We start from the raw sequence: 12,909 nt of genomic DNA, 5'->3' as shown, positions 1-12,909 counted from the left end.
TGCAAGTGTTGAGCCAGCCAACAATAATAAATGCGCAGGGGCTAAACCTGACGTTTGAAACGAACGACGGCCCGGTGCACGCGCTGAAGGGTGTGAATTTAGAGATCAAGAAGGGTGATTTTGTCAGCTTTATCGGGCCTTCGGGGTGCGGCAAGACGACGTTTTTACGCTGTATTGCCGGGTTAGAGACGCCAACTTCGGGTGCGATCACTGTTAACGGAATGACCCCAGACGAGGCCCGTCGCGCGCGTGCCTATGGTTACGTATTTCAGGCGGCTGGGCTGTATCCTTGGCGGACGATTGGTGGGAATATCAAGCTTCCGCTTGAGATTATGGGTTTTTCTAAGTCAGAACAGGCTGAACGCGTTGGGCGTGTTTTGGAGCTGGTTGATCTGGCTGGGTTTGAAAAGAAATTCCCGTGGCAGCTATCGGGCGGTATGCAGCAGCGCGCGTCGATTGCGCGGGCGTTGGCGTTTGACGCTGATATTCTGTTGATGGATGAACCGTTCGGCGCGCTTGATGAAATCGTCCGCGACCATCTGAATGAGCAGCTTTTGAAGCTGTGGGCGCGGACAGAAAAGACTATTGGCTTTGTGACACATTCGATCCCCGAGGCGGTTTATCTGTCGACCAAGATTGTCGTTATGTCGCCGCGGCCCGGTCGCATTACCGATGTCATCGAAAGCCCGCTTCCTAAAGAACGCCCCTTGGATATTCGCGACAGTGCGGAATTTATCGAGATTGCCCATCGCGTGCGCGATGGATTGAGGGCGGGGCATGACGATGTGTAGGAGCCTCCGGCGGAAGTATTTTGGGCAAGATGAGGGAGTGGCCGTATGAAATCTGTCCTTCCAGTTTTGACTATTGTTGCCGCGATTTTATTCGTCTGGGTGTTGGCGGTTATTCCGATGAATATGCATCTGACTGCGGATCAGGCGCAGCGTGATGGGCTGGCTGTGTCACCGGAAACACCGGCAGAGCGCCAAGATCATAGCGGTTTGGGGCTGTCGCTTCGCAATCCTTCGTTGTTGGGTCTGACCTTTGTTCAAGAACGCCCACGGCTGCCTTCGCCCCACCAGGTTGCGGTTGAGATGTGGGATACGATTGTGATGAAGAAAATCACGTCGAAGCGGTCGCTTGTTTACCATGGTTGGGTGACGCTATCCGCGACTCTGCTTGGCTTCGCGATTGGGACTGGGCTGGGAATCTTGCTTGCCGTGGGTATCGTTTACAACCGCGCAATGGATATGAGCGTGATGCCTTGGGCGATTGCGAGCCAGACGATCCCGATCCTTGCTTTGGCTCCGATGATTATCGTCATGCTGGGCGCGATTGGGATTCAGGGGCTTTTGCCGAAGGCGATTATTAGCGCTTATCTTAGCTTCTTTCCTGTGGTCGTAGGGATGGTAAAGGGACTGCGTAGCCCCGATGGTATGCAGCTTGATTTGCTACGCACCTATCATGCCAGCCCCGCCCAAGGGTTTTGGAAACTACGGTTGCCAGCATCTGTCCCTTACCTGTTTGCGTCATTGAAGATTGGTATTTCCGCATCGCTTGTTGGTGCAATCGTGGCTGAATTGCCTACGGGTGCACGGGCCGGATTCGGCGCACGCATGTTGGTGGGTGATCAATATGGTCAGCCGCTTGTGACTTGGGCGGCCTTGTTCGCTGCGGCGATCACGGCCGCAGCGTTGGTCGGACTGTTTAGCCTGTTAGAGCGTCTGACCTTACGTCGGATGGGGATGGTGCGCGCATGACTTGGGTCGCAATCATCGGGGCCTTGGCCATTTGGGCTGTTGGGTGGTTTATTAACACGCGGCTGGCAAATGGGCCAAAGTCTGACGCCCGCTTGGTAGGCCTGCTTGTGCCTATCATATTCGGATTGACCCTTTTGCTAATGTGGGAATGGCTAGTTCGCATGTTGGAGGTGAATGCGGTGATCCTACCGCCGCCATCGGCGATTGGTGTGCGGTTTGTAAGCGAGCTACCGCGCCTTTGGGCTGATTTTGAGCAGACCATTATCAAAGGCGCGATGACCGGATACTTCTTTGGTGCTGTTGCTGCGTTTGCTGTTGCCATCCTTGCTGATCGTTCAGATTTTCTGACGCGTGGTATCTTGCCGGTTGGTGGATTTATGGCGGCGCTGCCAATCGTCGGGACCGCGCCAATCTTTGTTAAATGGCTTGGTAGCGGCTGGGAATCCAAAGCGGCTGTTGTTGGGGTCATGGTGTTTTTCCCGATCCTTGTGAACACGGTTGCCGGGTTGCGAGACACGACCGCGATGCAGCGTGATTTGATGCGGACTTATGGTGCCGGATACTGGCCGTCGCTGTTTAAATTGCGTTTGCCAGCTGCGATGCCATTCATTTTCAACGGGCTAAAGATTGCGACAACTCTTGCGCTTATCGGGGCTATTGTTGCTGAATTTTTCGGCTCTCCGACGGTTGGGATGGGCTTTCGCATATCTACCAGCGTCGGGCAGCTTGCGCTGGATATGGTCTGGGCTGAAATTGTGGTGGCAGCAATCGCCGGAAGCACGCTTTACGGGCTGATGGCATGGATCGAAGGGCGGGTCACATTTTGGCACCCTTCGCAAAGAAAACAACTTTAAGCCCCGAAAAGAGGGCTCTAATCTGACTTGGAGGTCAAAATGAAGAAACTGATGATGGCGGCAGCTCTTGCCGCGGGTTTAGGCAATGCAGCATCTGCCGACGACGAAGTAACACTGCAGTTGCAGTGGGTCACGCAAGCCCAATTCGCGGGCTATTATGTGGCGCTCGACCAAGGGTTTTATGAGGAAGAAGGGCTGGACGTGACGATCTTGCCAGGTGGCCCTGACATCGCACCGCCGCAGGTGCTTGCTGGTGGTGGCGCTGACGTCATGCTGAACTGGATGCCGTCCGCATTGTCCGCGCGTGAAAAAGGTCTGCCTGTTGTGAACATCGCGCAGCCGTTCAAAACATCGGGACTGATGCTGACCTGCTGGAAAGATACCGGTATTGAAAGTGTCGAAGATTTCCGCGGCAAAACCATTGGCGTCTGGTTCTTTGGCAACGAATATCCGTTCCTGTCATGGATGTCCCAAGCGGGCATTCCAACTGACGGTGGCGAGGAAGGCGTGACCGTTCTAAAGCAGGGCTTTAACGTTGATCCACTGTTGCAGCGTCAGGCGGATTGCATTTCGACGATGACCTACAACGAATATGGTCAGGTCTTGGATGCGGGCGTTTCACCTGATGAACTGGTCACATTCCTATACGAAGACCAAGGCGTCGCGACCCTAGAAGACGGCATGTATGTGCTGGAAGATAACCTCGAAGATCCTGCCTTTGTCGACAAGATGACCCGCTTTGTCCGCGCCTCTATGAAGGGCTGGAAATGGGCCGAAGAGAATGCCGAAGATGCGGCTGGGATCGTTTTGGATAACGACGAAACCGGTGCGCAAACCGAGGCAGCACAGGTTCGCATGATGGGCGAGATCGCTAAGCTGACAGCTGGTTCCAATGGCGCACTTGATCCTGCTGATTACCAGCGCACGGTCGATACGCTGCTGGCTGGCGGTTCTGATCCTGTGATCTCTGCTGCACCAGAAGGCGCATGGACAAGCGTCATTACGGACGCTGCGCTGAATTAAACAGCGTCATCTATGCTAAGAATAAGCGGCGGCGCGCCCGTCGCTTATTTGTTTTCAAAGTAGCGCTTTCAACACGGCCTTTATCTGATCGGTTGTGGGCTTGGGCCCCTGGCCGGTCACGTACATGAGCGTGATTCCGTCAACGAGCCCCGCACAGGTATCAACAGGCACATCTGTGCGTCCGTCAGAAACAAGCTGTAAGAAAAACGCGATAGGGCGGCGTGCAGCCGCTGTCAGTTTATCGCCCACCGCGCTAAGGTCCTCGCGCCGAGATGACGCGACCGTCAGCTCGATGCGGGCTAGGAATAAATTCTTACTGTCTTCTGCATAGCGAACCATTTCATCGCCGACATATGCGATCGCTGCGGTCATGCCCTTTTGGGCGGTGATATCGGAAAACGCCACCTGAAGTTCATCACAATCCTTGCCCAGTAGATCAGCAAGATGATCGGCTGCTGCCAGCAAAAGAGCGGTCTTTTTCGGAAAGTAGTAGGTTGTTGAGCCCTGCGGCAAACCTGCGGCCTCGTCCACGGCGCGGTGCGTGATCCCATCCAGCCCCCGTGATGCAAGCAGCCCGATTACCCCCATCAGGATTGCGGTCTTGCGTTCGGCTTTTTGCGCCATTGAATTGCATCCTCTACATATGTAGTAATTTAAGAATCAAAAGAAGAGCTTTTCTCATTGGGTGACCTTATGACACAGACAATTACACGTATGAACCCCCCGACGATGCCGGATGCAGGCGCGATGGGGTATTCGCAGATCTCAATCGTTGAACCGGGCAGGATGGCTTATGTTTCGGGGCAGGTCGCGACACGGGCAACAGGTGAACCTGTACCCGAGGGCTTGATCGAGCAAACGCAGATCGCGGCCGATAATGCAAAAGCGGCGCTTGACGCGTTGGGTGCATCCCCACAGGATATCGTGATTTTACGGTGCTTTATGACTGACCTGAACCCGGCAAATTTGGAGCAGGTGTTTCCACCGATCCTCGCGCTTTTCGATGGTGCACAGCCATGCATCACTGGTGTGGGCGTTGCGGCGCTCGCGGCGCCAGAGTTCAAGGTTGAACTAGAGCTAACCGTACGCTTACCGGATTGATCGGCTTTGATAGCACGGAATAAGGTCGTTGGCTGCAGGTGTTGCTTCGTAAACGCCACGGCAAATTGCGCGACTTAGGCAAACAGCCGCTGCGGCACCGATTTCACGCATGGCTGTCGGATCAACACCTGAGCCGTCTCCGGTCGCTGCAGCGAACACCAAATCCCCATCTAGCGGAGTGTGCGACGGAACGATTGCACGCGCCATGCCGTTGTGGGCAGTGACCGCCATGCGGTGGCATTGCGTTTTGGTCAGGGGAGCATCCGTTGCGACGATGGCGATTGTTGTATTCGCGTTTTCGGCGGCCTGTAACGCCATCGCCTTTTCTTTGCGGCTTTCTTGTGGGGCGACCAGCCCGCTGGCTGGATCAGGGCCGATGCCGCCAAATTCACCGTCAATTTCAAACGGGGCGGCCCAAAAATGCCGATCACCGGGGGTGGTCACACTGCCAAGCGAATTAACGACAACCAGCGCACCAACGGTCGTACCATCGGGTAACACCATTGATGCGGATCCAAGCCCACCTTTTTGCATTGCGGCAAGCGCACCAGTCCCGGCACCGACGCTGCCTAAATCAAAATCTGGGGCCGCGTTGTGCAGCGCAGTTTTACCCAAGGCACGATAGGGGTTTTCATCCCAATCCTTGTTGCCACCATTGATCAGGTCAAACACGATTGCACCCGGCACAATCGGGATCGCCATATTGCCGACAGCAAATCCACGGCCCATCGCACGCAGGCCATCCATCACACCAGAACAGGCATCTAGCCCAAAAGCAGAGCCACCAGACAACACAAGCGCATCGATCGCACCCACGGTTTTGTCCGGTGCCAGCAGATCGGTTTCTTTAGTGCCGGGTGCGCCGCCCATTACATGAACGCTCGCAACGAACGGGACGTCACCGACCAAAACGGTGCTGCCTGACTTTAGATCAGAGTCTTGGGCATTACCGACACGCAATCCCGCTATGTCGGTGATCAGATTTTTCGGTCCGGGTCTGTATGTCATGGTTTGCATGCTGGCACGGTTAAGCCTCTTAAAACAATGAAGATGATGCAAAATTTGCAGCGCTACGTTCGAGTTTGCCGTCTAAATCGGACGCGAAATATTATTTCAACGTTGGGTTAGATTACCTGATTCTAGAGGCTTGTCGCTGGAAACACGCTCGTTCGGCTGTTATCTGACGTGCAACTAGGCGTTAGGTTGGAGGACCAGATGAGCGCGACTGCGAAAAAACGAGCCCCTTTGCCGGATGATATCCGTGCTGCAAAAGGTGGCGCGCCACTGGTCAGCCTGACCGCATACACGACCCCGATGGCCGAAATGATGGATGAACACTGTGATTTCGTTCTGGTTGGTGACAGCGTGGGTATGGTCCTTCATGGTCTTCCTTCAACACTTGGCGTGACGATGGAGATGATGATCATGCACGGCCAAGCCGTTGCACGCGGTTTGAAAAGCGCGATGATGGTTGTGGATATGCCGTTCGGTTCATACGAAGAAGGCCCGCAGCAAGCATTTCGGAATGCGGCGCGATTGATGTCTGAAACAGGCGCAGGCGCAGTGAAGCTTGAAGGCGGCGTTGTGATGGCCGAAACCATCGCGTTCCTTGTTTCGCGCGGCATTCCTGTCATGGCCCATATCGGCCTGACCCCGCAATCCGTGAACACTTTGGGTGGTTACAAGGTCCAAGGGCGCGGCGATGATCGCGACGCGCTGATTGCAGATGCACGGGCGGTAACCGAGGCAGGTGCTTTTGCAGTTGTACTTGAAAAAGTACCGGCAAACCTTGCCGATGCGATCACAGCAGATATTGCGATCCCGACCATCGGGATTGGCGCAGGCGCGGGTTGCGATGGCCAAATTTTGGTCGTTGACGACATGCTTGGCCTGTTCACGGCGTTTAAAGCGAAGTTCGTGAAGCGCTACGCGCATTTGGGCGACGATGGCGCAGCAGCGATCGCCAACTACGCAGAAGAAGTCCGCGCACGGACCTTTCCAGCCCAAGAACATATTTTCGCGGACGAGGCCCCCAAGAAATGATCGCACCGATTGAACGGACCCTTGCCGGGTTGCGCGCGCAGACGGCTGTCTGGCGCAAAGCAGGCGAGACGATTGGCGTTGTACCGACAATGGGCGCGCTGCATCAGGGACATTTGTCGCTGGCCCGGGCCGCGCGCGCGGCATGTGACCGAGTGATTGTCACGATTTTTGTGAACCCCAAACAGTTCAACAACCCCGACGATCTGGAAAACTATCCCCGCACAGAAAACGACGATGCGCGGAAATTGGAATCGATTGGCGTTGACCTGATCTACGTACCTTCACCGGATCAAATCTATCCCGAAGGCTTTGCGACGACTGTTACGGTGTCTGGCCTAACAGACATGCTTTGTGGTGCAACACGTCCCGGCCACTTTGATGGTGTGGCGACTGTGGTACCGAAACTGTTTTTGCAAACCAGCGCTGACAAAGCGTTCTTTGGCGAAAAAGACTATCAACAGCTACAGGTCGTGCGCCGTCTGGCCGCTGATCTGGATATCCCGATAGACGTCGTCGGATGCCCAACAATCCGCGAAGAAGACGGGCTGGCAATGTCATCGCGCAACCTGCTGCTATCCGACCGTTCCCGCATTCACGCGCCCGTGCTGGCAGAGGTCATGAACGACCTTCGCGATCAGCTTTTGGCAGGTGCCGCAATGTCAGACATCGAAGCCGATGCGCGCGCGCGCCTGCTGGCCGTAGGGTTCAACGATATCGACTACCTTGAACTGCGCGACGGTGGGGATTTGTCACTGCTGGATAAGACCAAACCCGATGCGCGGTTGTTTGCGGCGGCGTGGCTGGCGGGTGTGCGGTTGATTGATAATATTGCGGTGGTTTCTTCATCGAATTGAACAATACCATGCAAGGAAAACGACCTTAATCAAGATTGCGGTCGGTTAGATACGTAAATACGTACGCCCACTGTGCGGGACTATGCAGACCTTTGCTCTGGTGGCCTACAACCCAAACTCATAATAGCATCATTGATGACATTTGAATTATTTCTTGAAGGATTTCAAAAGATGAAAGCTTGGGAAAAGCGGCAGCAGTTTGCTGACAGATTGTCCAAATTGGTTGGTATATTTCTACTTTTGCTCGTTTTGATGGTACTGGCGATTCACACCACGGCCCTGTCAGTCCTTCCTTTTCCAAAATCGTTGAATTTCCAAGGTTCTCACGACGATTTTGTCGTGTGTTTTGAAAAACATGCGAAGCTTGCAGTAACAGATGGGGTTACCAGCTATCGGCGGGATATTATGAAACCCGAAAATCGCATCCGTCTTGGTCAGGTTCGAGGATTTTTAGGCCCATCCGTATCCAGAGTGTTATTTGTTGATACGAAAGAAGAAGGCTACCAAATAGTGGACGGTTATTATGAATCGTCTCACGGTAAGTCTCGACCGGTTCGTAAGTATGATTGGCTCATAGTATGGTTGTGCGGCACAGGGATTCTCTAACGCTTTGGGCTCTAAGCTGACCTTCAGCGTTGAGGAACTCACCCCACCAAAATCTCCCGCAACGCCCCCGCCATGACCTTGGCGCTGTCGATCATGTCATCTACGCCGATGTATTCGTCGGGTTTGTGAGCGAGCTCTAAAATTCCGGGGCCATAAGCGATGCAGTTTTTCAGCTTCCCGATCCGGTCGATGTGTTTTTGGTCGTAGGTGCCGGGCGAGGCCACGAATTCGGCGGGTCTACCTAAGACCTGTTCGATCTGCGCGGCGACGGTTTTTACCACGGGCGCATCGCGGTCTGTCATGCTGGGCAGAACGCTATTTAATTCGGTCAGGGAATAGTCGAATTTTTGACGGGTCGATTTGAGGCCCTCTAACAGGCCAGTCACCTCGTCCCGTACTTGATCAAGGCTTTCTTCGACCAAGAAACGCCGATCAATCACGATCCGACAGCTATCGGGCACGCAATGCGCGGGTAGGCCGGTGAAATCGTCGGATTGTTCGGCCTGACCGCCGTGGATGGAATTGATGTTCATCGTCGATGACCGCGCCCCTTCGGGAACGACCGGCATGTCGGTGCGGCGGGCGGCCATGGCGGGGAATAGCTTATCTTCGAATTCTCCCAGCACTGCACCCATATGGCGCACCGCGCAATCGCCCAAGAAAGGCATCGACCCGTGGGCAATTTCGCCGAATGTTTCAATCTCAGCCCACCAGCCGCCGCGATGGCCAAGGCAAACGCGGTCTTTATTCAGCGGTTCTGGAATGATGACGTGTTGCACGTTTTTGAAGAACCCATGCTCAGCCAGATAAGCGACACCACCATAGCCCCCAGATTCTTCGTCCGCCGTGCCGGAAATTTCAATCGCGCCGGAAAAATCGGGGTGCACTTCTAAAAACGCTTCTGCAGCGATGATGGATGCCGCCAGCCCGCCCTTCATATCACAGGCTCCGCGCCCGTAGATCTTACCGTCGATCAGGTCACTGCCAAATGGGTCCACGGTCCAACCGTTGCCGACTTCAACAACATCCGTGTGGCTGTTGAAGTGTATGCAATCACCTGCGTGCGCCCCTTCACGGCGGGCAACGATATTCCAGCGCGGATATTTTTCGCTGTCGCCGGGGGTGCCGTGCGCACGCACCAATTTTGTCTCGAACCCAGAGTTCAACAGACGGCGATTTAGGTATTCGCAAATCTCGCGGTAGTTTTCACCAGGAGGGTTTAGCGTTGGAATACGGATCAAGTCTTGTGTCAACGCGATCAGGTCATCACGCCGGTTTTCAATTGCATGGGTTAGAGTATGTGTGTCGCTCATGCCCCAACTATTGGCGAAAACAACTGAGGCAGCAATACCACCCGTTGCATCGCCGTTTCGTATGCACGCAGTTAAGTCTATCAACAAAACCGATGGTCACCTATACAGCGCTTTAAATCAGGTAATGTGACTGGATGCTATCGTGGCAGAATTCAATGACAAAATCGTTGTTTTGATCCCGTGCTACAATGAGGCCAAACCTATTGGCCTTGTTGTGCAAGATTTCAAAAAGGCGCTGCCGACAGCTGACATATATGTTTATGACAATAACTCATCTGACGATACAATTGCTGTTGCCAAGGAAGCGGGGGCTATTGTGCGTACCGAACCTCAGCAAGGTAAGGGGAACGTTGTGCGTCGTATGTTTGCAGACATTGACGCGGATGTTTACGTGCTGGTTGACGGCGATAACACCTACGAGGCAGCAGCGGCCTCTGACATGATTGCTTTATTGAAACGCGATACGCTGGACATGGTCAGCGGTTGCCGTGTCACTGAAATTCAAGAGGCATACCGCCCCGGGCATCGGCTCGGGAACTGGATGTTGACAGGTTTGGTGGCAAGCATTTTTGGGCGACGTACTCAAGACATGCTTACAGGCTATCGTGTTTTTTCACGCCGGTTCGTCAAGAGTTTTCCTGCCCTGTCGCAGGGGTTCGAAATAGAAACTGAACTAACCGTGCATGCTCTAGAGCTGCGGATGCCAATTGCTGATCATGATACAGTTTATATTGATCGGATGCCCGGTTCGGACAGCAAGCTGAACACAATTCGTGATGGAATACGCATTTTACGGGTGATTATTTCGCTAGTGAAAGAGGAACGACCATTCCCTTTCTTCGTTGGTATTGCCGCAATGTTAGCATTTCTATCCATCGTAATTGGCTATCCCGTTGTTAAAGAGTTTATCGCGACAGGGCTGGTCTCGCGGATTCCTTCCGCGGTCTTGGCTTCTGCGATTATGACAATTGCGACGTTATCGTTCATGAATGGACTTATCCTTGATACCGTAACGCGTGGCCGTCGCGAGATGAAGCGACTGGCTTACTTGTCGCACCACGCCCCAAGGGATCAGTAGTCTTTGGTGGACGCTATGCTTGTCAGGCAGATAATCCGTTTTGGTATGGTTGGTGGCGTGGGTTTTGTTATCGACGGCGGCATGCTTTGGCTTTTGTTGGCATGCGGGCTTAACCCTTACATAGCGCGCGCGTTTTCATTTCCGTTTGCAGTTGTGGCAACCTGGGCGCTCAATCGTAGTTGGACGTTTGCTACTGCCGGTCGGTCTAGAAAGCTACGGCAATTCAATCTTTATTTAACGGTTCAGCTTATCGGCGCGGCGGCAAATTTTTCTGTCTACACGCTGGTGGTGCACCGTTTTAGCGGCGCTGGGGCGACAATATTGTTGGGATTGTTACTTGGATCGTTCGTTGGGATGTTTATTAATTTTTGGGGCGCCCGCCAAATCGCCTTTCGCCATGAGAACTAACCTTCTTGCTGCGCGGAATGCGTTAGAGCTTTGAAAAGGATCGAACCGTTAATGTCGCGCTATCCCTTCCTGAATATTCTCAAAAATCATGCATTTCCGATCGTGTTGACCTTGGCTGTACTGCTTGTGGTGTCCAAAGCAGTCGTGGCCGGGTTGGGAATGCATGAAACCTTTGCAACTAAGGGAAATGACAATGTTATGCGCTTGCTTACCGTCCGTGATTGGTTAGCAGGGCAAAGATGGTATGATGTCGCACAGTATCGTCTTATGCCGCCCGAAGGCGTTTCATTGCACTGGTCGCGCTATGTAGACGCTGGCATAGCCGCCATAGTCGTTCCGTTTTCATGGTTCCTGCCCATGACGTCAGCAGAGATGGTTGCAATAACTCTGTGGCCAACACTGATTTTGATCTTAAGCTTAGTGTTGATTGGTTTTGGGACGTTGCGTATTTTTGGGGCAATGGCCGCCTGCTTTGCGGTGTTGTGTGCTGTGCTTTGGCCGGTCACATCAAGCATGCATTCAAGCGCGGGTAGCTTAGACCACCACAACATACAGATGCTGTTGATGACTTTGATGTCTCTGGCTCTCGTGTGGCCATCGCGCCCAAATTTTGCCGGGATAATTTGCGGCGTGGCAGCGGCACTTTCGTTAGCAATTGGCCTTGAGGGTTTTGTCTTTATTGTTGGAATTGGCTTCCTGAACATGGTGCGGACTGGAATGAACGCGAATTCTGATAATCGTAAATTCCTTGTCTCGTTTTGTGTCATGCTAATGATGGGCAGTGTGTTGCTGTGGTTGGGGCAGACGGGTCCTGCAGCTCGCCTGGAATTGATGTGTGATCAGCTTGGTCCTCCGGCTTTGACGCTAGTGGGCGTTGCATCAGTCGCCTGCTTTGTTCTGTTGATAGTATCTGACTATACACAGAGTGTTGTCGTCCGATTGGGTGCTGCAGCTTTGGTCGTTTTCGTGGGGCTGATGCTGGTCTCGCCGTTTTTATCGCACTGTTTAGCAGGGCCATATGCGCAGATTCCGCCTGAACTGCAAAAACTGATAACAAGTCAAATTATCGAGGCCAAACCTTTGTTGGTGTACGTCCGTACGAACACTGTCGCAGCGTTAGTATTTTGCCTTCCAGTTGTCGTTGCATTGTTTGTTGGAGCTGCGGTTTGGTTCAGCCATGACAAGCTTGAGAGTGCAGAGATGAAGGCTCATGCAGCTTTGGGTTTATTGATAGTTCTTGGCTTTATTGGCTTGCCAGTAATGCTTGTTCAGATGCGTGCAGTGGTAATTCCTGCCTCTGTTATCCCAATAGTTGGCGGGGTCGTCGTTGCGCGTTTGGTGCAATCGTATCTCAGATCACGCTCACTTAACGATGGGCTTATTGCCTTGCTCGTTGCGACAACAGTGGTATCGCCAACGGTGGTTGTTCAGTCGCTTAAGCCGATTTTGCCAGCGCGTGAGGCTTCTAGCGAAGCCGAACGGGGAGACTGCCGGAGCTATGCGTCACTGTTAACACTTAACGAAGCAAGCCCTGCGATTATCTTGAACCATGTAAATTTCGGGCCTGCGTTGATTTGGGCGACACACCATAGCGTATTGTCGGCACCATATCATCGCAGCACAGAGGCGTTCATGAATGGGATTGTCCCCTTTCAGTTGGATCAGGGCGCCTTCAAAAGTTACGTCACTGAAACCAAAGCAACGCATCTTCTACTATGTCGCGGCCTTCACTATCAAAGCGAATATGTGCGTGGGCTTGCCAATGGTGATGAGGCTGAGTGGTTGCGACGCGTTCCGGTTTCGAACGAAGATCAGCTGTTGTTCGAGATATTGCGCTAAGGTATGCCATCCGACGAAAGCTAAAGGGTAGGT

General features: G+C 53.3%; 14 protein-coding genes. 11 read left to right on the top strand and 3 right to left on the bottom strand.

Translation table 11 applies throughout. The annotated features are described in order from the left end of the window. Window positions 1-8 precede the first annotated feature (8 nt). Genes CLV80_RS09180 through CLV80_RS09165 form a run of 4 tightly spaced genes read left to right on the top strand, consistent with a single transcriptional unit; the run spans window position 9 to window position 3,634 of the window. A complete protein-coding gene (locus tag CLV80_RS09180) occupies window positions 9-791 on the top strand; it encodes an ABC transporter ATP-binding protein (RefSeq protein WP_106357240.1) in 783 nt (260 codons plus the stop codon). Window positions 792-836: 45 nt separating this feature from the next. Further along, the gene (locus CLV80_RS09175) at window positions 837-1,757 is read left to right on the top strand and encodes an ABC transporter permease (protein WP_106357237.1); all 921 of its coding nucleotides are present in this window, start codon (window positions 837-839) and stop codon (window positions 1,755-1,757) included. Then, complete coding sequence (locus CLV80_RS09170; protein ID WP_106357235.1) at window positions 1,754-2,611, top strand: ABC transporter permease; 858 nt, start codon at window positions 1,754-1,756, stop codon at window positions 2,609-2,611. Before CLV80_RS09175 ends, CLV80_RS09170 begins: the two co-directional genes overlap by 4 nt. 39 nt (window positions 2,612-2,650) lie before the next feature. After that, complete coding sequence (locus CLV80_RS09165) at window positions 2,651-3,634, top strand: ABC transporter substrate-binding protein (protein ID WP_106357232.1); 984 nt, start codon at window positions 2,651-2,653, stop codon at window positions 3,632-3,634. Between the two features lie 54 nt (window positions 3,635-3,688). On the opposite strand, the gene CLV80_RS09160 is transcribed toward CLV80_RS09165, so the two are convergent. After that, window positions 3,689-4,258 (bottom strand): TetR/AcrR family transcriptional regulator, encoded by a 570-nt coding sequence (locus tag CLV80_RS09160; protein ID WP_106357230.1) that lies wholly within the window; start codon window positions 4,256-4,258, stop codon window positions 3,689-3,691. 69 nt (window positions 4,259-4,327) lie between these two features. On the opposite strand from CLV80_RS09160, the gene CLV80_RS09155 reads away from it, so the two are divergent. Next, window positions 4,328-4,735, top strand: a complete 408-nt coding sequence (locus tag CLV80_RS09155; RefSeq protein WP_106357228.1) for a RidA family protein — start codon at window positions 4,328-4,330, stop codon at window positions 4,733-4,735. Here the strand turns inward: CLV80_RS09155 and CLV80_RS09150 are convergent. Next, window positions 4,724-5,743: a P1 family peptidase gene (locus tag CLV80_RS09150; protein ID WP_106357617.1), complete on the bottom strand. Its 1,020-nt coding sequence runs from the start codon at window positions 5,741-5,743 to the stop codon at window positions 4,724-4,726. The two genes, CLV80_RS09155 and CLV80_RS09150, sit on opposite strands and share 12 nt — an antisense overlap. Before the next feature lie 207 nt (window positions 5,744-5,950). Between CLV80_RS09150 and panB the strand changes: the two genes are divergently transcribed. The 3 genes from panB (at window position 5,951) to CLV80_RS09135 (ending at window position 8,238) form a co-directional block, all read left to right on the top strand. Beyond that, window positions 5,951-6,778, top strand: a complete 828-nt coding sequence (gene panB, locus CLV80_RS09145; protein WP_106357225.1) for a 3-methyl-2-oxobutanoate hydroxymethyltransferase — start codon at window positions 5,951-5,953, stop codon at window positions 6,776-6,778. Continuing rightward, a complete protein-coding gene (panC, locus tag CLV80_RS09140) occupies window positions 6,775-7,632 on the top strand; it encodes a pantoate--beta-alanine ligase (RefSeq protein WP_106357222.1) in 858 nt (285 codons plus the stop codon). The genes panB and panC overlap by 4 nt, the downstream gene beginning before the upstream one ends. A gap of 135 nt (window positions 7,633-7,767) precedes the next feature. Further along, entirely contained in the window at window positions 7,768-8,238 is a 471-nt protein-coding gene (locus CLV80_RS09135; RefSeq protein WP_106357219.1) for a hypothetical protein, read from the top strand. A 38-nt stretch (window positions 8,239-8,276) separates the two neighbouring features. Here CLV80_RS09135 and CLV80_RS09130 read toward each other — a convergent pair whose 3' ends face one another. Beyond that, window positions 8,277-9,551, bottom strand: coding sequence for an acetylornithine deacetylase/succinyl-diaminopimelate desuccinylase family protein (locus CLV80_RS09130; RefSeq protein WP_106357216.1), 1,275 nt, complete (start codon window positions 9,549-9,551; stop codon window positions 8,277-8,279). Between the two features lie 142 nt (window positions 9,552-9,693). On the opposite strand from CLV80_RS09130, the gene CLV80_RS09125 reads away from it, so the two are divergent. The 3 genes from CLV80_RS09125 to CLV80_RS09115 are packed head-to-tail and all read left to right on the top strand — an operon-like array spanning window position 9,694 to window position 12,876. Continuing rightward, window positions 9,694-10,629 carry a glycosyltransferase family 2 protein gene (locus tag CLV80_RS09125; protein ID WP_243394484.1) on the top strand — a complete coding sequence of 312 codons (936 nt, stop codon included), beginning with the start codon at window positions 9,694-9,696 and terminating at the stop codon, window positions 10,627-10,629. 15 nt (window positions 10,630-10,644) lie between these two features. After that, window positions 10,645-11,037, top strand: a complete 393-nt coding sequence (locus CLV80_RS09120; protein WP_106357210.1) for a GtrA family protein — start codon at window positions 10,645-10,647, stop codon at window positions 11,035-11,037. Window positions 11,038-11,088: 51 nt separating this feature from the next. After that, window positions 11,089-12,876, top strand: a complete 1,788-nt coding sequence (locus CLV80_RS09115) for a hypothetical protein (protein WP_106357208.1) — start codon at window positions 11,089-11,091, stop codon at window positions 12,874-12,876. Window positions 12,877-12,909 lie beyond the last annotated feature (33 nt).

This window comes from Yoonia maritima (genome assembly GCF_003003285.1).
Lineage (GTDB): Bacteria > Pseudomonadota > Alphaproteobacteria > Rhodobacterales > Rhodobacteraceae > Yoonia > Yoonia maritima.
Note: the sequence above shows the minus strand (reverse complement) of the source record. Positions and strands in the feature narration are given on the sequence as shown.